Below are 22,100 nucleotides of genomic sequence, written 5' to 3'. Positions count from 1 at the left end.
GTGGCATTTCCGGCAGACTTAGTTTTCTGAGTTTTTGATTTGTAAAGCGCGCTCATAGAGCGCGTTTTTCTTTTGTCCGGTAATTTGGGCGGCCAGTGATGCGGCCTGTTTGACGGGTAACTCGGCGAGCAGGATCTGTAAAATCCGCTCGGCATCGGCGTCGGCTTCCGTATTACTCTCCGCCTGATCACCTGCGATCAGAATCACAAATTCGCCACGCTGCCGGTTAGCATCCTGCGCCAGCCAGTCGGGTGCTTCTGCCAGCGCACAGTGATGAATCGTCTCAAACAATTTGGTCAGTTCACGCGCCAACACGACCTGACGCTGCGGACCAAACACCTGCAACAGCGCGCTCACCGTCTCGACAATGCGATGAGGAGCTTCATAGAACATCAGTGTAGCGCGCTCGTGTAGCAGCTCGTGTAACGCCATTTCACGCTGTTTGGCCTTGCTCGGTAAAAAGCCGACGAAACGGAATTGATCATTAATCAGGCCACTGGCAGACAAGGCCGAAATAGCTGCTGAAGCACCCGGCAAGGGCACCACGCGCAGACCTGCAGCACGCACTGCCGCGACAATTTTTGCGCCTGGATCCGAGACCGCAGGGGTGCCCGCATCCGACACCAGCGCGATGCGCTCGCCTTGCTGCAGTCGACCAATGATCTTCTCGGCGACTTCCCGCTCATTGTGTTCATGCGCGGCCAGCAGCGGCTGACTGATACCGTAGCGGCTCAACAAATGGCTGGTGTTGCGGGTATCTTCGCAGGCCACGGTATCGACGATGCTCAATACATGCAGTGCACGCACACTGATATCGCAAACATTTCCGATGGGTGTAGCAAGCACATATAATGCCGATGCAGGATACGTTTGCTGCGCCGCCTCGCTCAAGACCGACAACGCTAGTGATGTGCCTGAGGCAGCAGTGGAAGAGATACTCATGGAGAAGACAATGTCGCGAAAATGGGTGAAAGTGTTCTTGCTGTTGGCGATGATGAGCGGATTGTGCGCTTCCGTAACGCCAATTACAACTGCGCACGCGCAGAGCAATGGCCGGAACGCTCCTGGCCATGATGACTCGGATGAGTCAGCAGTGCGCGTCACGTTGCTCCTGCCGCTGCGCTCGCCGCTTTTTGCCGCCGCTGCCAATGCAGTGCGCGGCGGTTTTCTCAGTGCAGCCCAACACAAACATGGCAAGCTGCAAATCAATATTGTCGAGACTGGCGACGATGTGCAGGAGATATTGGCTAGTTATCGGGATGCCGCCACCAAATCCGACATCATCGTCGGGCCGTTATCGCGCAGCGCGGTGACGGCGCTGGCGCAATCGAGCAGTGTGATCAAACCCACCGTGGCATTGGCGCAGCCCGATGTTGCCGAACCGCCGTTACCCCCCCAGTTGCTCTTTATTGGCTTGTCGATTGAGGATGAAGCACGCCAGATTGCGCTCTGGACCGAGCGTGACAAGCGGCCTGGAAAGATCTTTACCATTTCCACCAGTATTGCCTGGCAACGCCGCGCTGCCAAAGCCTATGCCGATCAGGCGCAACGCATCGGCATGGCGGTGGAAAGTCTGGAGTTGAGCTTGCCTAATGGCAGTATCAGCCAGAGCGGACTGGCACAGTTACGACAAAGGATACAGGCCGAAAAGCCAGCCTTGCTGTTTGTCGCACTGGATGCAATCCAGACCATCCAGTTGCGCGATGCAGTGGGTAACGACTTGCCGTTATACGGCACTTCCCAGCTGAACCCCCTGACGCTGGACAGCAGACTCAAAAGCAGCGCCAAGGCCTCAGCCGCGGCTGACAAAGCAAGTCTGCCTGCGGATGACCGTTTTCCTGAACTCAACGGTGTTCATCTGGTCGATATGCCGTGGCAGCTGGAACAGGAAAATGCCATCGTCATCACCTATCAGCGCGCACGTCCGGCAAGTAATGAAGTGCGCTCGAATGCCGATATTGAGCGTCTGTACGCACTTGGGATAGATGCGTATCGTATCGCCAACCAGATTGCCCAGCAGCACTCCGGCTTTGATGTAGATGGCGTGACCGGGCAGATTTATGTCAACATGGACCGTAGTGCCACCTACTTCCAGCGGCGCGAAACGCAGGCAGTCTACCAGGATGGTGTGGTCGTACCGCTAAGTAGCCAGCGCTGAACCGTTGCGCTGCCGATCAAAAGATTATGAAAGACTACTCACGGTCATCAAAGACCACGATAAGGCAAATCCGCTTATGTCAATCCTTGACCGCTTACGCAAAAAATTCACCAAGCCGTCGCAACTGAGCAGTACGCAGCGCATTGGTGATGCTGCAGAAGAACGTGCGCTGCAGTTCCTGAAAACGCAGGGATTGACACTCTTGCAACGGAATTTCCGTTGTCGCGGCGGCGAAATCGATCTGATCATGCAGGAACATGCAACTTTGGTTTTTGTCGAAGTACGTCAACGCAGTAGCCGCAGCCATGGAGGCGCATTGGTCAGCGTGACGCCGGCCAAGCAAAAACGCCTGCTGATTGCCGCCCAACTCTACCTGCAGCGCTATCAGAATGTACCTGCTTGCCGCTTCGATGTCGTGGCCTATGATGGCTTGCAGCGGCAATGGATAAAAAACGCGATCGAAGCCCAGGCATGAGCTTGTTGATCGATTTGTTTGTCGATGTGCTGCGAGCAGGGCAGAGTAACTGCACTATAATTGTTCGCCACAGGTTTCAACGTCTGACCTCAGGCAGGCATGGATGGCTGTTCGGGTAGCGTTTGTGGGAAATCCATTCTGCTATCGTTCTTCACGCATTTTTAACATTTACGCATCATGACCAATCAACGTATCCTCTCGCATTTCCAAGAAAGTGCCGAACTCAAGCTGCAAGCTGCCTCCGTGTTGGCACAGCCGATTGAGCAGGCGATTGAAATCATGTTCACGGCGCTGTCGAACGGTAACAAGATTCTGGCCTGTGGCAATGGTGGTTCTGCCGCCGACTGCCAACACTTTGCTGCCGAGCTGGTCGGACGTTTTGAGCGCGAGCGCCTGCCACTGCCGGCGTTGGCGCTGACGACCGATACTTCCATCCTGACCGCTGTGGGCAATGACTACAGTTATCAGGAAATTTTCTCCAAACAGGTCCAGGCATTTGGTCAGGCTGGCGATGTATTGCTGGCATTCTCGACCTCTGGCAATTCCGGTAACGTCCTGGCCGCCATCGATGTGGCCCAGGAGCGTGACATGCGCGTTGTGGCGCTTACCGGCAAGGGCGGCGGTGCCATCGGCAAGAAGCTGACCGATGCCGACGTGCATATCTGCGTGCCGCATGATCGCACTGCCCGGATTCAGGAGGTGCATCTGGTCACCTTGCATTGCATCTGCGATGGCATTGATGTGGCGCTATTCGGAGGTGATGCGAATGATTAATGCCAACGGAAATCGCTGGCATCGCCGGTTGTGTGTAGCCGTCTCTTGCGGCATGCTGGCATTGACGCTACAGGGGTGTTTTGGTGTATTGGCAGGTGGCCTGGTAGCAGGTACTTTCGCTGCCAGTGACCGCCGTACCCTGGGCGCACAGACCGAAGACAAGTCCATTGTCGTCAAGGGTGAGTCCAACATTGCCAACGTGCTACCTGGCGGTGCGCACGTCAATGTCACCAGCTTTAATCGCTGGGTCTTGCTCAGTGGCGAAGTGCCTGACGACAACTCCAGAGCGCTGGCTGAACGGGAAATCAAGAGCATTGCCGGCGTTGAACGCGTATTCAATGAGCTGGCCGTGTCGGGTTCCGCCAGCTTTTCTTCCCGCTCCAGTGACGCCTTGATCACCAGTAAGGTTCTGGCCAGTCTGGTGGACTCCAAGGAGTTGTATGCCAACGCCTTCAAGATCACCACGGAACGTGGCGTTGTCTACATGTTGGGACGGGTGACCCAGCATGAGGGGCAGGTCGGCGCCAGGATCGCCAGTGGCGTCAGCGGCGTGCAAAAGGTTGTGACCCTGTTCGACTTCATCTCCGACGAGGAATACAAGCGCCTGAACCAGAACGTGGCACAGCAGCCGAACACAGCAAAATAAGCGCTGTTGCAGGTATTTGCTTCAATCGCAGTCGTATTGGAAGCAGAATCTAAACCGTCGGTATCTCTGGTATCGGCGGTTTTTTCATGGGCGACAGTTTTGCGCGATGCTGACTATAATAAGACCCTGTGACGCTTTGGCAGACGTGTGCAGGTTTTCCTGCCCTTGCCGCGACCACATTTGAACAGGAATAGTCATGGATGCCAAAACAGCAACTTCTTCCGCCTCTCCCTCAACCACTAGCCTACGACTCAAACTGCTGGCTCTTGTCGTGCTGGTAGCAGCTGCACTGCTCGGCTACCGCGCGCTGGCAGTGCCTGACAAGGCGCCGGACGTGAGCTTCGTCAAGCTCGATGGCAGCACGGTGTCACTCAAGGCATTGCGCGGCAAGGTTGTGATGGTGAATTTTTGGGCGACCAGCTGCACGACTTGTGTCGGTGAAATGCCGCAAATGGTGGCAACCTACAATCAGTACAAAAATCAGGGTCTCGACTTTGTCGCTGTCGCGATGAGCTATGACCCGCCTAACTATGTGATCAATTTTACCGAGACCCGCAAATTGCCTTTCGCCGTCGCACTCGACGCGCAAGACAAATTAGCCAATGCATTCGGTGATGTGAAGTTGACGCCGACCACCTTTGTGATCGGTAAAGATGGCACCATTCTCAAGCGCTACGTCGGTGAGCCGCAGTTTGCCGAGCTGCATCAATTGCTGGAAAAGGCATTGGCTGCCTGATTCGAACCACGCCGGCCTACGGTCACATACTGCAATAACCGGCATGTCACGCAGCAACATTTCCACTCTCCAATATCATGCAAAGCCGCCTTCCAGGGCGGCTTTGCGCTTGTTTCAATAATGTTTGAATCTTTACATAAATTAGATGCAAGACTGATAACGCGCAGCTATAATCGAACGCTCGTGCATGCACTAGGCAGTCCAATTTCGGCATCGTCACCACCACACTTATAATGACAACCCCAACGGATGCGGTCGCGCATGCCGCAGAACTCGACAAACTGTCTCAGTCACTGCAGCGCGAGCGTGAGATGCGTCATCGCGCTGAAGCCGATACAGAAAATCGCATGCGCCAGTCGCATCAGCGCGAGCAGCAGCTACAACTGCTGGAGGCCGTTGCTACTGCTGCCAATCAGGCCGAAACCTTACACGAAGCGTTGCGTTTCACGGTTGGCGAGTTGTGTCGCTATACCGGCTGGCCGATAGGCCATTGCTACTTGCTGCACAAGAGCGGCAGCCGCAGCTTTCTCAAATCCAGTGATATATGGCAAGGTGCCAACCGGCAAGAGTTTGCGCTGTTTTGTGCGCGCACTGCCAGTCCTGATTTTTTCCCTGAAAACGATCTGGCCGGACGTGCCCTGCGCGAGGGTGCGCCAGTCTGGACGGTCAATCTGGGGGTAGACCGTATGGCCGCCCGCGCCGATATCGCCCGCGCCGCCGGGATCAAGGGCGGTGTTGCGTTTCCGATCATGAGTGGCGGCGAAGTGGTGGCTGTACTTGAGTTTTTCTCCAGCCGGATGTTGTCATTGGATGACTATCTGCTGCGCCTGATGACCTTGATGCGGCAAATCGGTAGTCGTCTTGGTCGTGTCGCCGATCGTACCCGTATCGAGAAGCGACTGATGCATGAGGCGTCCCATGACAGCCTCACTGGACTATGCAATCGCTCCCGCTTTTTGCAGCAGCTGGATATGGCACTGCAGCGGCAATGGCAGGATGAAAGTACGCGATTCGCGGTGCTCTTCATTGACCTGGACCGCTTCAAGGTCATTAATGACAGTCTCGGTCATCTGGCCGGTGATCGCATGATTATTCAGGTTGCTGCCCGGCTGAAAAATGCACTGCGTCCCGATCATGTGCCGGTTGCGGTCCCTCATTCCGTGCCCTGGCCGGGGGTAGACGCGCCGGATGATCACGTCGCAGCGGCATCGTCCGAACATCTGCTGGCCCGCATGGGAGGCGATGAATTCACGGTTCTGCTGCGTAATATTGCCCATGTGGATGAGGCGATTCGCATCGCAGAACGCATTCAGGCGGCCATGGCCCTGCCCTTCCTGATCAGAGATCAGGAAATCTATGCCAGTGCCAGTACCGGTATTGTCTTCAGTGACGGTGCACATACGCTGGCCGACGAGGTCCTGCGTGACGCGGATCTGGCGATGTATCGCGCCAAGGCACTCGGCAAGAATTGCTATGAACTGTTCGAGCACAGCATGCGCCGTGGGGCCGTCAGCCGTCTGACCATCGAGACTGCTTTGCGTAATGCGCTCAAGAACAATGAGTTCGTATTGCATTACCAACCCATCATCGAGCTGCAGGCGGGTTCCATCGTCGGGGTTGAGGCGCTGGTGCGCTGGCGTCGTGGTGATAGTGGCGATCTGATCTATCCGACTGATTTTATTGGCGTGGCCGAAGAGACCGGCCTTATCTTGCATATCGGCATGTGGGTATTGCGTGAAGCTTGCCGACAAATGCATCAATGGCACCAGCAGTTCCCGCGCAGCAAGCCGCTGACCATGAGTGTGAACATTTCGCCGCGACAGTTTGTACAGCCGAATCTGGTCGACCAGATTCAGCAGATCATCATCGAAACCGGTATTGACCCCAACACACTGCGACTGGAAATCACCGAAAGCGTGACCATGGGTGATGTCGAGCAAACCATCAAGATTCTGTCGCAGTTACGCGCACTGGGCGTGCGCTTCAGCATCGATGATTTCGGTACCGGCTATTCGTCGTTGAGTTATCTGCATCGCTTCCCACTGGATGTACTCAAGATTGATCGCTCCTTCGTCAACGGCATGAATCACGATGAAGAAAGACGTCAGATTGTGCAGACCATCATGACGCTGGCGCGTAATCTGGGGATTGAAGTTGTCGCCGAAGGCACTGAGACCGACATGCAGGTTGATCATCTGCGTAGCCTTGGTTGTGATTTTGGGCAGGGCTTTTTCTTTTCGCGCGCACTGTCGGCTGAAACGGTAACTGATTTGCTGTATGTACCGCATCACGTCTTGCATCATGCCTACGTAACCTCGTTGCAGCCTGCCTGAATTCTGCCTGAAACCAGTGTTAGCGTTGTTGGCTGACAGGCAGCAGTACACACACCGCAGCGCTGAAAATCAAGGCAAAACCGATCAGATCCGGGCCGCTGGGATGATCGCCCAGTAACCATACCGCACCGCATACGCCGACCACTGGCACCAGCAAGACGCCGAGCGCCGAGACAGCAGCGGGTAGTCGGGCGATGATTTCGAACCAGAGAATGTAGCCGACTGCCATCCCGAAGAAGACGTGATAAGCCAACGCCACCAGTACCCGCCATGGCAAGTTAATCAAGTGCGGCCAGCCTTCCAGCGACAACATGCCGATCCACGCTACCACGGCCCCAATGAGCAACTGCCAGGCGGCAATGACCAGGGGATCGGCGCGCAGATTTGCCCATTTGCTGTAAATCGTGCCGATCGCCCAACTGATTGCCGCCGCCAGCGCCAGCAGGATGCCGCACGACAGTACGCCTGTTCGCCATAATGGCAGCAACAACACAAGCAGACCCGTGGCACCGAGCAATAAGCCGATGCTGCGCCTGCGGTTGATTTTCTCCCCCAATATCAGCCACGCCAACAGGGTGGTCCAGAGTGGCATCGAATAGGTAATGATGGCCACTCGCGATGTTGCGGCGCCAAGCTGGGCAAACGTCAGCAGGATATTGAACAAGGCGATATTGAGCAGCCCGCTGACGATCACGTGAATCCGGTCGCGGCCGGCGGTGATGGTAAGCACGCGCAGTGTGCCTGCGCGAAGGACAGCGAGCAACAATAGCGTACTCGCAGCGGCACCCAGTCCGATGCTGCGCAAGGCCCATGGCGAGATACTGCCGAGTGCCACTTTGACTGCCGGCCAGTTCAGACCCCAGACCACGCCCAGCAGGATCAGCAAGTGTTTAGCGCGTCGTTGTGTGCTCGCGGTGGCGCGCTCTACGGCAGCGCCTTCGGTGGTCCTCACACTGGCGCCGGTGTCGACGTATCAAGCGGGTAGACTGGCCGTCGCACGTGGCGGATCGGGAATAAGGTGAAGTTGGAACTGGTTGGCCCACCGCTGTCGGAGTCGCATTCCACCAAGCCCTTGCTGATCGGCACGAACACCGGACGGCAATACATGCGTGACTTCAGGATGACGTAATCCATCGTCGCCGGGTCTAGCCCGAGGCTGGTGAACACGCCAAGATCATAGGGCTCGCACCGCTCCTCGGTAATGACGATGTGCGCGGCACCGGTATCAAACAGAACGCTGCGTCCCATGTTGATGGTTGAACCGGTATAAATCGGGCCGGTGACCTTGAAGCTGCCATCCGTGATGGCGATCACGGTGCCATGCAGCGGCAGCGGTGTCTTGGTGATTCCTTGCTGTGTCAGTGCGACCTTGTTGCCGATGGCGATCGTGGTGGTGCCACCAATGCCCAATTGCAACAGTGCAGCGACTGCCTCCGGATCGCTGATGGGTCCAGCGGCAATTCCTTGCATGCCTGCCGCCAGTGTCGCTTCGAGGACATCCATGGTGTTGCAGGTGCCACCCGACATGACATTGTCGCTATGGTCGAGCAGCAGCACGGGACCTTGACCAGGCAAGGCTTGCAGGGCACGCGCCTGTGCCAGTGATTCCTGCAGCGGCAAGCTGTGATAGACAAAGTCATCTCGTTCCCGCCAGATCGTACGGGTGAGTTCGTCGGCAACCTGTTGCGCCAGTTGCCGATCGTTATCGGTGACCACCACCACCGACATCCCGGCATCCTGAAAGTCCGACAAAGGAAAGCCTGCCAGCACCGATACGGCGAGTACGCCGGGACGCTGCTCGGCCAGTTTCGCCTGCGCCACCGCACGTTGCATTGCGCTCGCTGAGGTATTGCTGGTCAGTGTTGCCGAGAGCAGGGGAATCTGCCGCCAGCCAGTCACGGGACGCGCCCGTTGTTGCAGCAGTGCGACCAGCAGACGACCGGCATGTTCGCCAGTTTCGAACATGTCGATATGCGGATAGGTCTTGAAGCTGACGATGATGTCGGCGTTGTCCACCATTTTCTGCGTGACATTGCCATGCAGATCGAGCGCTACGCAGAGTGGCGTGGTGGGTGCCAGCTTGCGGATTTTTTCCAGCAGGGTGCCTTCGCCGTCTTGCGCATTCTCCGCAACCATAGCGCCATGCAGATCGAGCATGATGGCGTCGCAGCCCTGGGCGACGGCAGCGACAATCGCGTCTGTCATCTGGGTATAAGCGGTGGCTTCGACCGTTGCACTCGGGTTGGCAGTAGCGGCCAGTGGTGTCACGATGCTGGCACCGAGTCCTTCCGCGATATCCAGAAAGGCACCCATGGCCGTGCGGGCACCCTTTTGATCGGTATAGGCATCTTCATTCCACTGGGGCGCAAACGCTTCCAGAGGTGTCGCAATCGGTGAAAAGGTATTGGTCTCGTGGTTGAGGCGCGCGATGACGATTTTCATTGGTTTGATCTGGTTAGTTGGCATGGCAGATTTTTTCTTCAGACCACGCCGGCGCTGGCCAGCATGGCGTGCAGCAGCACGTTGGCACCGGCCTCCAGATGTTCGGGACGGGCGTCTTCAATTTCATTGTGGCTGACGCCATCCTTGCACGGCACGAAGATCATTCCGGCTGGTGCCAGACGCGCCGCATAGATCGCGTCGTGGCCGGCACCTGAAACCACATCCATGGTGCGGTAGCCGAGCATTGCCGAGGCTTTGCGGACCTCGTCCACACAGGTGGGATGAAATGGGCAGGGCGGGAAATACGATACCCGTTCGAGGGCAATACCGAGTCCGGTTTTTTGTCGCGTCTGCTCCAGATAGGCGAGCAGATCTTCGTGCATCTGATTCAAGGCGGCATCACTCACATTACGCAGATCAATCGAGAATTTTACTTGCCCCGGAATCACGTTACGGCTATTCGGCATCACCTGCACCGAGCCCACCGTGCCACGACCGTAGGGCGGGTAGCGATTCGCGATGGCAACGACTTCCTGCATGATGTAGGTCGCTACCTGCAATGCATCCTTGCGGATTTCCATCGGCGTCGGACCGGCGTGTGATTCGAAACCGGTCACTGTGCAGTCGTACCAGGACAGGCCAAGTACGGCTGGTACCACGCCGATGACGGTATCGGCGTTTTCCAGTACTGGCCCTTGTTCGATATGGGCTTCATAGTAAGCCCCGATGGGATGATCGCCGCAACGCTGGTCGCCGATGTAGCCAATCCGGCTGAGTTCCTCCTTGACCGTTTTACCATCGACGTCGGTCGCTGCGTAAGCATGCTCCAGCGAGAAAGCACCACAGAACACGCCCGACCCCATCATGACCGGCACAAAGCGAGAGCCTTCTTCGTTGGTCCAGATCGCCACTTCCAGTGGCGCCTCGGTCTGGATTTGGTGGGTGTTGAGGGTGCGGATCACTTCCATTCCCGCCAGCACGCCATAGTTGCCATCGAATTTGCCGCCCGTTGGTTGGGTATCGATATGCGAACCGGTAACCACCGGTGGCAATGCATTGTTGCGCCCGGGACGACGCATGAAAATATTGCCGATCTGATCGACCGTCACACTCATTCCTTCCTGCCGTGCCCAGTTGCTGACCAGATCGCGTCCCTGCTTGTCGAGGTCGGTCAATGCCAGTCGGCATACGCCACCTTTTTGCGTGGCGCCGATGGTGGCCAGATCCATCAGTGATTGCCACAGTCGGCCACCGTCAATACGCAATGTGGGCAATGCAGATAATGCCGTGTTGGTCTTCATATCCATGGTGATTCCTTTTTTCGGTCAGTGTGTGGGTCTGCCTCAGGCAGTGAGATTGACGCCCAGATAGCGGTCCTTGGCATGGTCATCGGCCATGAAATCGGCATTGCTGGCGGTGTAGACGATGCGGCCCTGTTCAACAATATAGTGACGGTCGGCGAGTTGCGTGCAGACCTGCAGATTTTGTTCGACCAGAATGATCGACATGCCAGTAGCTCTAATCAGCCTGATCTGTGCCACGATCTCATCGACGATAACCGGAGCCAGACCTTCTACCGGTTCGTCCAGCATCAGTACCTTGGGATGCGTCATCAATGCCCGTGCAATCGCCAGCATCTGTTGTTCGCCGCCCGAAAGCTGGCCACCACCATTCTTGCGTCGTTCCTGCAGCCGCGGAAAAATCCGGTAAATATCATTGAGGGTCCACGCCGAGTCCTTGCGTGCTGCCATGGTCAGATTTTCTTCCACCGTCAGCAATTTGAAGATGCCGCGATGTTCCGGTACCAGACAGACACCCTGGCGCGCAATCTTGTGGGATGGCAGCTTCGCCATATCGTGACCCTCAAACAGTACCTTGCCCTTTTGCGGCGGTACCACCCCAACGATACTTTTGAGCGTCGTGGTTTTGCCTGCACCATTACGTCCCAGCAGCGTCACGACTTCGCCTGCAGCAACCTGTAGTGAAATGCCCTGTAATACATGGCTCTTGCCGTAATAGGCGTGGACTTCTTCCAGTTTCAGGATCATGCCTTGCCTCCGGTAATCATGCTGCCCAGATAGGCACGACGGACACGTTCGTCACTACGAATCTCGGCGGGTTTGCCTTGCGCCAGAATCTGTCCCTGCTGCATCACGGTGATTTGATCCGAGATATCCATGACGATGTCCATGTTGTGCTCAATCAGAACCACGGTGGCGCTATCGCGCAGGCTATGGATCAGCTGCTTCATTTCGCCAATATCGTCAATCCCCATACCGGAGGTAGGCTCATCGAGAAAAATCACCTTCGGTTGCGCGGCCATCGCCATGCCGACTTCCAGCCGGCGCTGCTGCCCATGCGATAGTTCTGCCGAGATACGCTCAGCCACTGTTTGCAGGTTCAGGCGAGTCAGCAGCTGCTCGGCACTATCACAGGCTGCGCGTAGCAGTTCCGGACGTCGCCATGGATTAAGCGCGGCATAGGGATGTTTGCCCTGCGCCGCCAGTCGCAGGTTTTCACGCACGCTCAAATTGGGAAACAGGCTGGTAACCTGGAACGAACGTGCCAGCCCCTTGCGCACGCGTCGATGACCCGGAAGATGCGCCACCTCCTCGCCTTCCACCTGAATGCTACCGGTCGTGATCGGTGTGGTGCCGGTCAACGTATGAAACAGGGTGGTCTTGCCTGCACCGTTGGGGCCGATCACTGAATGCACGGTGCCGGGCAGGATATCGAGGGAGATATCGTTGACCGCGGTGAATTTACCGTAGCGTTTGGTGACGTGACGCGCACACAGGATAGGTGTCGTGTTGCTCATGGATGTTGCTCCTTGACGGACTCCGGCTCAACCGGAGATGCCGCTGCCAGCGGTCGACACTTTCGCACAATTGTCTGGGCCACACCAAACAGGCCTTTGTGCAGATACAGACTCACGCCAATGAGCAGGAAGCCCAGCAACATCAGCCAGCGTGGCCAGAGCGTCGATAACCAGTTGCCCACGATGACGTAGAAGGCTGCGCCCAGTACCGACGCAAACAGGTTGCCGGTACCGCCGATGACGGTCATGATCAGGATTGATTCACTGGTGTGGTATTCGATATTGGAGAGCGGTGCGACACCGGTCATCATGGCATGCAAGCCGCCAGCCAAGCCCGTGACAGCACCGGAAATCACAAAGGCGGCCAGCTTCAGGAGGGTGATGTCGTAGCCGACCGCCGCAGCACGTATCTCGTTGTCGCGTACCGCCAGCAGCGTGCGTCCGAGGACTGAATCGACTACCCGTTGCAGCAGCCAGAACACTAGTACAAACAGAATCGCCACCACGCTGTAGTACTGCCACGAAGAGCCCGTTGCCAACAAGGTATGCCCCCAGAAGCGCAGGTCAGGGCGCGGTACGTCAAGCAGGCCATTGTCGCCGCCGGTCAGATCCTTCATGGTGTAGGCCAGAAAGTAGAACATCTGGGCAAAAGCCAGTGTCAGCATGACGAAATAGGTACCACGCTGGCGGATCGAAAACCATCCCACCACGAGTGCAATCGCCGCGCCAATGACTACCGCCAGCAGCAACGCGGGCAGCAACGGCAACTTCAGCTGCAGCAGTGCCAGTCCGGTGGTGTAGCTGCCGATACCAAAAAATATACCCTGACCGAATGACATCAGTCCGGTATATCCCAGCAAGAGATTGCAGCCCAGAGCGGCCAGGGCATAGATCAGCACTTCCGTTGCCAGCGAGCCTGAGTCGACCAGCAATGGCAGCAACAAGGTCACCAGAAGTGCTAGCAAGGTGTAGTGCAGATGGGAAAAATGCGGTGCAAGTTTTTTCACGACAGTCTCCTAGCTTGCGCGGCCAAGCAGGCCATTGGGGCGTAGCAACATGACCGCTGCCATGGCGACGTAGATCATCAGATGTGCGCCTTCGGACCAGACCGTACTCATCACGCTTTGCACAATACCGACCAGAATACCGCCGATGAGCGCACCGGAAAAACTGCCCAGTCCACCGATGACGACCACGACAAACGCAATCCCGAGCGCCTCAACGCCCATGAACGGTTCGACACCGCGAATCGGTGCCGCGAGTGCGCCAGCCAGACCAGCGGTCGCTGCGCCAAGGGCAAATACCAGACTGAAAATGCGGTTGATATTGAGCCCCAGCAGCGAGACCATTTCGGTCGATTCGCTCCCGGCCCTGACAATCGCACCTAAACGGGTTCCCTCCAGTACCCACCACAACAGCAAGGCCATGACTGCAGTGAAGCCAATCACGAACAGGCGATACAGCGGATAGACAAAGCCGCCAGCCATCACTACGCCCTGCAGTAGATCAGGTGGTGAAATGTTGTTGCCCAGCGGTCCCCAGATGGCAATCACGGCTTCCTGTATTACCAGCGCCAGACCGACCGTAAACAAGATGTGAAAGTGATGCGGCAAGGCATACACGTGGCGCAGTACGAAGTGCTCGATGAGCCACGCGAAGACGCCCACCAGCAACGGTGCCAAGAGTAGGGACCACCAGAAGCTCAAGCCCATTTCCCCGCATTGAAAGCAGAGATAGGCGCCGAGCAGAAAGAACGCGCCATGCGCAAAATTGACGAAGCGCAGCAAGCCGAAGACGATACTCAGCCCGACTGCCAGCAAAAAGTACAGCATGCCAATACCGACACCATTGGCCACCTGCAGCAGATAAATATTCATGCAACCTCGATAGGTGGGTGCGAGCGCAATAACAAAAATCAGAATCCAATGCAGAATCAGAAATGAGCATAGCGATGACAGTTGCGCCGACCAGAGAACTGGTCGGTAGCATGACGGACATCAACCCATCTTGCACATGGTCTTGTCCGGTGCGAGGAAGGATTTGCCGAAGGAAATGATGTCCGCAAAGTCATCCTTGTTACGCATCTTCGCCTTCGGTTTTCCCTTGAGAAGATAGTAATTTTTGATGACCTGATGATCGCTCTTACGGATCTCTTCGGTGCCGGTAAGGCCTTCGTATTTCATGCCTTCCATCGCAGCGATCACTGTTTTGGGATCGGCGCTGTTGGCCTTGATGATGGCATCGAGAATGACCTTGGTACAGATGTAAGAACCCGCCAGGCTGTAGTTCGGTTCTATCTTCAAGGTGCTGTTGACGAACTGCTGGAACTCCTTGTTGAACGGTGCGTCGATATCGTGCCAGTATTGGGCCCCGAAGTACACACCATCGCAGATATCGGCACCGAGTGTCTCAAACTGCTCCAGTCCGGAGGCCCAGGCGACCAGAATGGTCATATTGTTTTTCATGCCGAAGCTCACTGCCTGGCGTAGCGTATCCGAAGATTGGGAGCCAAAATTGAGCAACAGCAGCACATCAGGTTTGGCGGCCATGGCATTGGTCAGATAGCCACTGAACTCCTTTTCTGCGAGTGAGTGATAGCTGTTGCCAACGTGCTCGATCCCCTTTTCCTTGAAGATCGCCTTGGCAGCATTGAGCAGACCATCGCCAAAGACATATTGGGGTGTGATGGTGTACCAGCGTTTGGCCTTGGGCATTTTGTCGAGCAGGGGACGTACGGTCTGTTCAATTGCACCAAAGGTTGGTACCGACCAGCGAAAGGTCGCGTGATTGCAATCGCTACCGGTAATTTCATCGGCACCGGCAGTTGTGATGAAAATGCCGCCGCCCTTGTCGACTTCCTTACCCATCGCCAGCGCCTCGCCCGAGAGAATGCCACCGGCAAAAAAGCGCGTTCCCTTTTCCATGGTTTCTTGCACCTTGCGTACGGCGGTCGCAGGTTTTCCTTCCGTGTCGAGCGTTACATAACTGAGATTTTTTCCCAGAACCTTCCCATATTTCTGCAACACCAGCTTCATCCCCATATCCGCATATTTGCCATTGGCAGCAAACGGTCCGGACATGGGAACAGGACAGGCAAACTGAATTGCATCTGATTGCGCAAAGACATCGGAAAACGTCAATGCACCTGGTGCGGCGAGTGCAGACAACTTGAGAAAATCACGGCGATTCAACATAGTCACATCTCCAAAAAAGATCGTGCATGGTAGGAATGAAATCGGTAATACGTGACGCAAGTTCTGTGCCCATCACCGCCATTATTGTGATGATCGGCAGATGATTTTTAACGTAGAGAAGGAGGCGATTTGACGTGAAAAAACGCTGTTTCCAGGCACGCAAAAAACGCCATAAAAACAGTGTCAAAGAATCGCTGCAAGCGATAAAAAAGCGACCGCGCACATTGCATAACGACAGCGCAGCACAATGCATGATGAACGTGGATCATGAATTGCTCCTCCTGGTTTAACGTCTCGGTACTACTTTTGTTTTTGTGATTTTTTACTGCTGTAAATCTTGTTTTGATACTTGCCTTTAATGCGTTTTAGATCGCTGTTACGGATGATGATGGTGCTCTTTTCTCCTTCCTGATGTTAACTAGTGCAGCGCCGAGATCGTCATGCACCATTGTGTCTTCTTGGTGCTGAGTAAAAACAGCGACGGCATGAGCGTTGCTCATGCCGTTATTGACGATGTTTTTTCTTCCTTACTTTTCTGACGGATTAATCCAGTGTCTTCAGAATAGCTGCGAGCTTGCCGAACAACTCATCGATGTGTTTCTTTTCGATGACCAGTGGTGGCGACAAGGCAATGATGTCACCGGTGACGCGGATCAGGATGCCGTCATCGAATGCGCGGCGGAATGCATCGTAGGCGCGTGCGCCGGGTTTGCCTGGAATCGACGCAAGTTCAATCCCCACGATCATGCCGATGCTGCGTACATCCACGACATGCGGCAGACCACGCAGCGCGTGTGCTGCATCCTGGAAGTAGTCAGATACGCTGCGCGCATGTTCGAGAACGCCTTCCTGCTGGAAGATTTCCAGTGACGCCAGACCGGCGGCGCAGGCCAATGGATGGCCAGAATAGGTGTAGCCGTGGAACAGTTCGATGCCATCTGGTCCATGCATGAATGCATCATGGATATGCGGCTTGACGAACACGGCACCCATTGGCACCACGCCATTGGTGAGCCCCTTGGCGGTGGTGAACAGGTCCGGCTCAACGCCAAAATAGTCTGAACCAAACGGTGTGCCAAGACGGCCAAAGCCGGTAATGACTTCATCAAAAATCAACAGGATGCCGTGCTTGGTGCAGATCTCACGCAGCCGTTGCAGATAGCCCTTTGGGGGAATCAGCACACCGGTCGAACCAGCCACCGGTTCGACGATCACGGCTGCGATATTGGACGCATCATGCAACGTCACCAAGCGCTCCAGTTCGTCTGCCAGATGGGTGCCGTATTCAGGCTGGCCCTTGGTGAAGGCATTCTTTTCCAGATTGTGAGTGTGCGGCAGATGATCCACGCCGGGAATCAGGGAGGCGTGGAAAGTCTTGCGATTGCCACCAATACCACCGACCGACATGCCGCCGAAGCCAACACCGTGGTAGCCACGCTCACGGCCAATCAGGCGGGTACGGGTGGCGTCACCACGTGCACGGTGATAAGCCAATGCGATTTTGAGGGCAGTATCAACGGCTTCCGAACCGGAACCGGTGTAAAACACTTGTGAATAACGTCCGCCAGTGTATTGCTTCAAACGCTCTGCCAGTTCAAACGCGCTGGGATGACCCAGCTGAAAAGATGGTGCGTAATCGAGGGTGGCAACGGCCTTTTGTACCGCACTGACGATTTTCGGCTGGGCATGGCCGAGCGGTACGCACCACAGACCTGCGGTGCCATCGAGGATCGCATTGCCAGCATCATCACGGTAATACATGCCCTCAGCCGAGACCAGCATGCGCGGACTGGACTTGAAATTGCGGTTGGCCGTGTAGGGCATCCAGTAGGCCGAGAGCTCGGCAGCGGAAAGTGGTTTGTTCATGGCAACGAGACCTTGTACGAAAAAATGATGAGCCGAATAATGTGGATTTGATAGCCACGATTATTCCGGGACAGCGTCAGTATTGTTAGATACACTTCTCAATTAACTAGAAAACTGTATTGCAAATTTGTTTAATCTGTATTGGTCACTGTGGTCAATCGACCCCAGCTAACTGATCGTTGGGAGCTGTCATGGCACGAGCAAGAGCGCCGCACGAAGCGCTGCAACTGGACTTGCAGAGAAATACCGCGGTACGGTTGGTGGAACAGGTGGTCAATACTCTGGCGCAATTGATCGCCAGCGGCGGGCTGCGCTCAGGCGAGCGCTTGCCTTCGGTACGGCAGTTTGCACAGACCCACAGCATTGGTGCTTCCACCGTGGTTGAAGCCTATGAGCAACTGGTCGCGCGGGGCTTATTGGTGGTGCGTCGTGGTGCCGGTTTCTTTGTCGCAGCCAAGGGGGCACCAACAGCGCCTAGTCTGAGCTTTGCGCCGCCGGAGCCGGTCATTGATTCGGCCTGGCTGCTCTCCGAGATGTTTGCCGATGAGCGCGTACCGATCAAGGCCGGTTGCGGCTGGCTACCCGGTAAATGGCTCGATGATGATGGTCTGCATCAGGCCGAGCGTCGCATCATCCGCGCACCCGGGGCACAGCAGGTGGGTTATGGGCATCCCTATGGTTACGCGCCGCTACGCCAGATCATTGCGCAGTTTCTGGCGGGTTGGTCACTGGAAGTGTCACTGGACCAGATTTTGACCTCACATGGAGCCACTCAGGCACTGGATCTGATCATTCGGACCATGACCAAACGCGGCGACACGGTCTTCATTGACGATCCGGCATACTGCAATCTGGTGGCGATGCTCAGAATGGCAGACCTGCAGGTCATTGGCGTACCGCGCACACCGACCGGCGTGGATACCGATCAACTGGAGATATTGGCACGTACCCATCAGCCCAAGCTGTTTTTCACCAGCAGCGTGCTGCACAATCCGACCGGCACGTCTTATACGCCCGCCTGTGCGATGCGTGTGCTGCAGTCGGCCGAGCGACATGGCTTCTGGGTCGTCGAGGATGATATATTTCGCGAACTCGGGCAGCCCACCGATCCTATGCTGGCAGCGCTCGATGGTTTGCACAGAGTGATCTACGTGGGTAGTTATTCCAAAACCATCGCGCCTTCATTGCGACTTGGCTATATCGCCTGTCAGCGGGAACTGGCGCGTCAACTTGTGCATACCAAGATGGTCTTGAGTCTGACCAATTCCGAGATCAATGAGCGACTGGTGCATAGTGTGCTCACGGAGGGGCATCATCGACGTCACGTGGATGGATTGTCAGCCGCCTTGTTGAGCGCGCAGGCCAGGGTCAATGCCCGTTTGCATGAAACCGGGCTGATCCCTTTTACCACGGCGCGCGGCGGCATGTTTTCCTGGGCCAGACTGGAGGGCTGCGACCTGAGTGCGCGCGAGATTGCCGATCGGGCGCGCCAAAAGGGTATCTGGCTTGCGCCTGGCGATTTTTTTCACTTGTCCCATCCGGGCCAGCCGTGGTTCCGTTTCAATGTCGCGTATTCGGAGGCGAGTGAACTCTATGATTTCTTTCGCACGCTATGATGTGTATTGTTGAGTCGTCTGTCCCACTACCTTTTTGTGAGAGTGTTGTTCATGCAAACCACGCTTCCTGATCCCACCCATCTTGCTGATAATCATGCGCACAACCGTGCTGACATCCGTGCAGTTGTCTTTGATTTCGGTGGCGTTCTGTTTGACTGGAATCCGCATCATCTTTATCAGGAACTGATCCCTGATGCCCAGGAGCGCGAGCACTTCCTCACGCACGTGTGTTCCTCTGAATGGAATATCCAACAGGATGCCGGCCGCAGCCTGCACGATGGTACCGAGTTGCTGGTGGCGCAATACCCGCAGCATGAGGCATTGATTCGGGCTTTCTATGCTCGCTGGAGCGAGATGTTGCAGGGGGCGCTTGATGATGGCGTGGCGCTGTTGCGCGGTCTGCATGCCCGTGGCGTGCCCGTGTTCGGCCTGACCAACTGGTCCGATGAAACCTTCCCTTATGCCTTGGCTAACTACGACTTCTTGCAGTTGTTCCGTGACATCGTCGTGTCAGGTGCTGAGAAGTGCATCAAGCCCGATGACATCATTTATCAGATTGCACTGGAGCGCTACCGCCAGCATTTGCCAGACCTGCAACCGCAGCAAATAGTCTTCATTGATGACTTGGCACGCAATGTCGAGGCGGCTCGGCGACTTGGCTGGCATGCCATTCAGCATGTCGATTGTCAGCAGACTATCCGTCAGTTGCAGGCGTTGGGTGTACCTGCCTGAGGCTATTGAGTGGTGAAGGATTAGTGCAGATACTCGCGCAGATAGTCGGCCCAGGCTTCCGGTTGTCCCAGCCAGGCGCCGGCATCGAGCACTTCCAAGCGGCCATCCTGTTCAAGCACAAACGTCGGAAAGCCATGGCCGCCGACTTCCTGCAGCAGTGCGCGACTGCCAGTGATATGTCGAGCCACTTCATCACCACTGACTTGCTGACGCAGTACAGCAAACTGAGCCGGGTCCAGACCCAGTTCGGCGGCCAGCGTATCTAGCACGGCATTATCAGCAATGCGCTTGCCCTCGACATAGTGCGCTCGCTGCAAACGCGCCAGCAAGTTCAATCCACTACCGTTGATCTGCTCGGCAGCGAGGATGGCGGCGATCGGTGGTGCTGAGTCAAACACAGCCGTTTGATCCAGCAGCAAGCCGTTGAAGTAATCATCCCCGAACGTTTGGCCGGTCATCGCTGCAATACGATGATCATGCGGCATGACATAGTTGCGCAAGGCCGCAGTAACCGGTCGCCGGTTATTGCCAGTCATCATGCCGCCGGCATGGCCGATCACAGGCAGAATGCTGCGTGCGGCTGCTACCAGCGGCGCAGCGCCATAGCACCAGCCGCACAAAGGGTCGTAGATGTAATGCAGGGTTGTGGTGCGCATGGCGGTTTCTGCTTTCTTCAGTAGCTGTGTCGTTCAATAGCCGACCGTGAAGCGGCGACGCGAATGGCGCGGCTGTTCAATCTCGTCGAGCAGGGCAATAGCATAGTCTTCCATCGAAATCCAGCTCTTGCCATCGGCGGCGGTCAGCAATTCTTCCTGGCCGAGCCGGAACACGCCGGTGCGCTCGCCCGGTACAAACATGGCAGACGGTGACAGGAATGTCCAGTCGATGGTCTGCTCGTTGCGCAGGTCATTGAGGAAGTCGCGTCCGGCGCTGGCTTCAGACAGGTATTCTGCCGGAAATTGCGGCGTATCGATCAGTGCCACTCCGGGAGCCACATGCAGGCTACCTGCGCCACCGACGACCAGCAGGCGTACGACGCCTGCCTGCTTGATAGCGGCCAGTAAATGCGTGGCTTTGAAGCTGACGAAGTGCGCGCTGCTGATCACCACGTCGTGGCCAGATAATGCTGCAGCCAGTGCCGAACCGTCCTGAGCATCGAGATCCACGCTACGCAGATTGGTACGGGGTGTCAGTGTGGATGCCGACCGTGCGATGGCGGTGACCTGATGTTCGCGGCGCAGTGCCTCGTCCAGCAAACGGGTACCAACATTGCCGGTGGCACCGATGAGAGCGATTTTCATGTTAGATCCTTAGTATAAAAACGTTGATTAATAAAATTTCCAGCAGTTGTTTGATACGTGGTGTTTCACCACTTCATTTCACCCTTGGCAACCTTGGCACTCAGACTGAGGGAAGAGATCTCGGTCAGCGCCGGATAGTGTTCCTGCATCGCTTTGATCAGCGCAGTGCTGTCACTCGCCTTGGTGGTTTCGGCATCAAATGTCTGGATGTAGTTGCGGGTGAACGTGACTGCGCTGCGATCCATCGCGGCACCTTCACCAAAATGGCCTGGTACAACCGTCACGGGCTTGAGCTGATCAATACGCTTGAGCGTCTTCAGCCAGTCCTGGTGTGATTTGGATGATTGCGTATCAGCCATCCAGACATGCTCATCGTTGAACAGGACAACACCACCGACGACTGCCTTGATGGAAGGAATCCAGACAAAGCTGCGGTCCGGTTGCGGGCCATCCAGACCGATCACCTTGAGCTGTTTGCCTTCCAGTGTCAGCGTATTACCCTTCAATACTTCTGGCACGATGGTTTTTTGCGGCGCATCGGTACCCAGCTTGGGGCCCCAGAATGCCAGTTTGTGCGTAGCAGTTTCGCGGATATGGGCAACCGTTTGCGGCGTGGCGACGACCTTGGCATCCGGGAAGGCTGCAGTGATGGTGTCCAGACCAAAGTAATAATCAGGGTCGCCATGGCTGATGTAGATGGTGGTCAGGTGCTTGCCGCTGGTGCGAATTTTTTCCACCACCTGTGCTGCCTGCGCGCGGCCAAACTGCGCATCAACCAGGATGGCATCATGCTGACCCGCGACGATGACTGAGCTGACCGGGAAAAGGGCCTGCCGACCTGGATTGTAGATATCCAGCGTCAGGGCGGGTTTGGCATTGTCACTAGCCAATGCTGTATTGCCTGTCAGTACGCCAGCGGCGAGGCTTAACACCAGCAATGGACGCATCAGTTTCTTCAATGTGAAAGTCATGTTGTTTGCTCCTTAAAAAGTCATTAAAAAGTCCAATG

Annotated in this window: 21 protein-coding genes; 8 read left to right on the top strand and 13 right to left on the bottom strand. The window is 56.0% G+C overall.

Going from position 1 to position 22,100, the window contains the following annotated elements; genetic code table 11:
• Positions 1-18: 18 nt before the first annotated feature.
• On the bottom strand, positions 19-942 hold the full coding sequence (gene rsmI / locus FHW66_RS13980) for a 16S rRNA (cytidine(1402)-2'-O)-methyltransferase (RefSeq protein ID WP_183380428.1): 924 nt from the start codon (positions 940-942) through the stop codon (positions 19-21).
• Between the two features lie 10 nt (positions 943-952).
• Here rsmI and FHW66_RS13975 point away from each other — a divergent pair, with 10 nt between their 5' ends.
• From FHW66_RS13975 to FHW66_RS13950, 6 genes are all read left to right on the top strand, one after another.
• The gene (locus FHW66_RS13975) at positions 953-2,158 is read left to right on the top strand and encodes a penicillin-binding protein activator (RefSeq protein WP_183380427.1); all 1,206 of its coding nucleotides are present in this window, start codon (positions 953-955) and stop codon (positions 2,156-2,158) included.
• Between the two features lie 76 nt (positions 2,159-2,234).
• Entirely contained in the window at positions 2,235-2,633 is a 399-nt protein-coding gene (locus FHW66_RS13970; RefSeq protein ID WP_183380426.1) for a YraN family protein, read from the top strand.
• A 177-nt stretch (positions 2,634-2,810) separates the two neighbouring features.
• Positions 2,811-3,407 carry a phosphoheptose isomerase gene (locus FHW66_RS13965; protein ID WP_183380425.1) on the top strand — a complete coding sequence of 199 codons (597 nt, stop codon included), beginning with the start codon at positions 2,811-2,813 and terminating at the stop codon, positions 3,405-3,407.
• Positions 3,394-4,053 carry a BON domain-containing protein gene (locus FHW66_RS13960; protein WP_183380424.1) on the top strand — a complete coding sequence of 220 codons (660 nt, stop codon included), beginning with the start codon at positions 3,394-3,396 and terminating at the stop codon, positions 4,051-4,053. The genes FHW66_RS13965 and FHW66_RS13960 overlap by 14 nt, the downstream gene beginning before the upstream one ends.
• 196 nt (positions 4,054-4,249) lie before the next feature.
• The gene (locus tag FHW66_RS13955; protein ID WP_183380423.1) at positions 4,250-4,789 is read left to right on the top strand and encodes a TlpA disulfide reductase family protein; all 540 of its coding nucleotides are present in this window, start codon (positions 4,250-4,252) and stop codon (positions 4,787-4,789) included.
• A 233-nt stretch (positions 4,790-5,022) separates the two neighbouring features.
• A complete protein-coding gene (locus FHW66_RS13950) occupies positions 5,023-7,122 on the top strand; it encodes a GGDEF domain-containing protein (RefSeq protein WP_183380422.1) in 2,100 nt (699 codons plus the stop codon).
• A gap of 19 nt (positions 7,123-7,141) precedes the next feature.
• On the opposite strand, the gene FHW66_RS13945 is transcribed toward FHW66_RS13950, so the two are convergent.
• The 9 genes from FHW66_RS13945 to FHW66_RS13905 all read right to left on the bottom strand — a co-directional run bounded on the left by FHW66_RS13945 (position 7,142) and on the right by FHW66_RS13905 (position 17,442).
• Positions 7,142-8,074: a DMT family transporter gene (locus FHW66_RS13945; protein ID WP_370543468.1), complete on the bottom strand. Its 933-nt coding sequence runs from the start codon at positions 8,072-8,074 to the stop codon at positions 7,142-7,144.
• Complete coding sequence (locus tag FHW66_RS13940) at positions 8,071-9,564, bottom strand: M81 family metallopeptidase (protein ID WP_183380515.1); 1,494 nt, start codon at positions 9,562-9,564, stop codon at positions 8,071-8,073. Before FHW66_RS13940 ends, FHW66_RS13945 begins: the two co-directional genes overlap by 4 nt.
• A gap of 38 nt (positions 9,565-9,602) precedes the next feature.
• Positions 9,603-10,871, bottom strand: a complete 1,269-nt coding sequence (locus FHW66_RS13935) for a Zn-dependent hydrolase (protein ID WP_183380421.1) — start codon at positions 10,869-10,871, stop codon at positions 9,603-9,605.
• A gap of 36 nt (positions 10,872-10,907) precedes the next feature.
• Positions 10,908-11,612 carry an ABC transporter ATP-binding protein gene (locus tag FHW66_RS13930; protein WP_183380420.1) on the bottom strand — a complete coding sequence of 235 codons (705 nt, stop codon included), beginning with the start codon at positions 11,610-11,612 and terminating at the stop codon, positions 10,908-10,910.
• Positions 11,609-12,382 carry an ABC transporter ATP-binding protein gene (locus tag FHW66_RS13925; RefSeq protein ID WP_183380419.1) on the bottom strand — a complete coding sequence of 258 codons (774 nt, stop codon included), beginning with the start codon at positions 12,380-12,382 and terminating at the stop codon, positions 11,609-11,611. Before FHW66_RS13925 ends, FHW66_RS13930 begins: the two co-directional genes overlap by 4 nt.
• Positions 12,379-13,389: a branched-chain amino acid ABC transporter permease gene (locus tag FHW66_RS13920; protein WP_370543467.1), complete on the bottom strand. Its 1,011-nt coding sequence runs from the start codon at positions 13,387-13,389 to the stop codon at positions 12,379-12,381. Before FHW66_RS13920 ends, FHW66_RS13925 begins: the two co-directional genes overlap by 4 nt.
• Before the next feature lie 9 nt (positions 13,390-13,398).
• The gene (locus tag FHW66_RS13915) at positions 13,399-14,259 is read right to left on the bottom strand and encodes a branched-chain amino acid ABC transporter permease (protein ID WP_183380418.1); all 861 of its coding nucleotides are present in this window, start codon (positions 14,257-14,259) and stop codon (positions 13,399-13,401) included.
• 120 nt (positions 14,260-14,379) lie between these two features.
• A complete protein-coding gene (locus FHW66_RS13910) occupies positions 14,380-15,576 on the bottom strand; it encodes an ABC transporter substrate-binding protein (protein ID WP_183380417.1) in 1,197 nt (398 codons plus the stop codon).
• Positions 15,577-16,119: 543 nt separating this feature from the next.
• Entirely contained in the window at positions 16,120-17,442 is a 1,323-nt protein-coding gene (locus FHW66_RS13905; protein WP_183380416.1) for an aspartate aminotransferase family protein, read from the bottom strand.
• A 191-nt stretch (positions 17,443-17,633) separates the two neighbouring features.
• Here FHW66_RS13905 and FHW66_RS13900 point away from each other — a divergent pair, with 191 nt between their 5' ends.
• Both FHW66_RS13900 and FHW66_RS13895 read left to right on the top strand, forming a co-directional pair.
• A complete protein-coding gene (locus FHW66_RS13900; RefSeq protein WP_183380415.1) occupies positions 17,634-19,058 on the top strand; it encodes a PLP-dependent aminotransferase family protein in 1,425 nt (474 codons plus the stop codon).
• A 51-nt stretch (positions 19,059-19,109) separates the two neighbouring features.
• Positions 19,110-19,790, top strand: a complete 681-nt coding sequence (locus tag FHW66_RS13895) for an HAD family phosphatase (RefSeq protein ID WP_183380414.1) — start codon at positions 19,110-19,112, stop codon at positions 19,788-19,790.
• A 20-nt stretch (positions 19,791-19,810) separates the two neighbouring features.
• On the opposite strand, the gene FHW66_RS13890 is transcribed toward FHW66_RS13895, so the two are convergent.
• From FHW66_RS13890 to FHW66_RS13880, 3 genes are all read right to left on the bottom strand, one after another.
• Positions 19,811-20,446 (bottom strand): DsbA family protein, encoded by a 636-nt coding sequence (locus tag FHW66_RS13890; protein WP_183380413.1) that lies wholly within the window; start codon positions 20,444-20,446, stop codon positions 19,811-19,813.
• 33 nt (positions 20,447-20,479) lie between these two features.
• A complete protein-coding gene (locus tag FHW66_RS13885) occupies positions 20,480-21,091 on the bottom strand; it encodes an NAD(P)-dependent oxidoreductase (protein WP_183380412.1) in 612 nt (203 codons plus the stop codon).
• A 65-nt stretch (positions 21,092-21,156) separates the two neighbouring features.
• A complete protein-coding gene (locus FHW66_RS13880; protein WP_183380411.1) occupies positions 21,157-22,062 on the bottom strand; it encodes an MBL fold metallo-hydrolase in 906 nt (301 codons plus the stop codon).
• Positions 22,063-22,100: the final 38 nt, after the last annotated feature.

Source organism: Herbaspirillum sp. Sphag64 (genome assembly GCF_014192645.1).
Lineage (GTDB): Bacteria > Pseudomonadota > Gammaproteobacteria > Burkholderiales > Burkholderiaceae_D > Herbaspirillum.
This window is presented reverse-complemented; position numbering and strand designations above follow the sequence as displayed.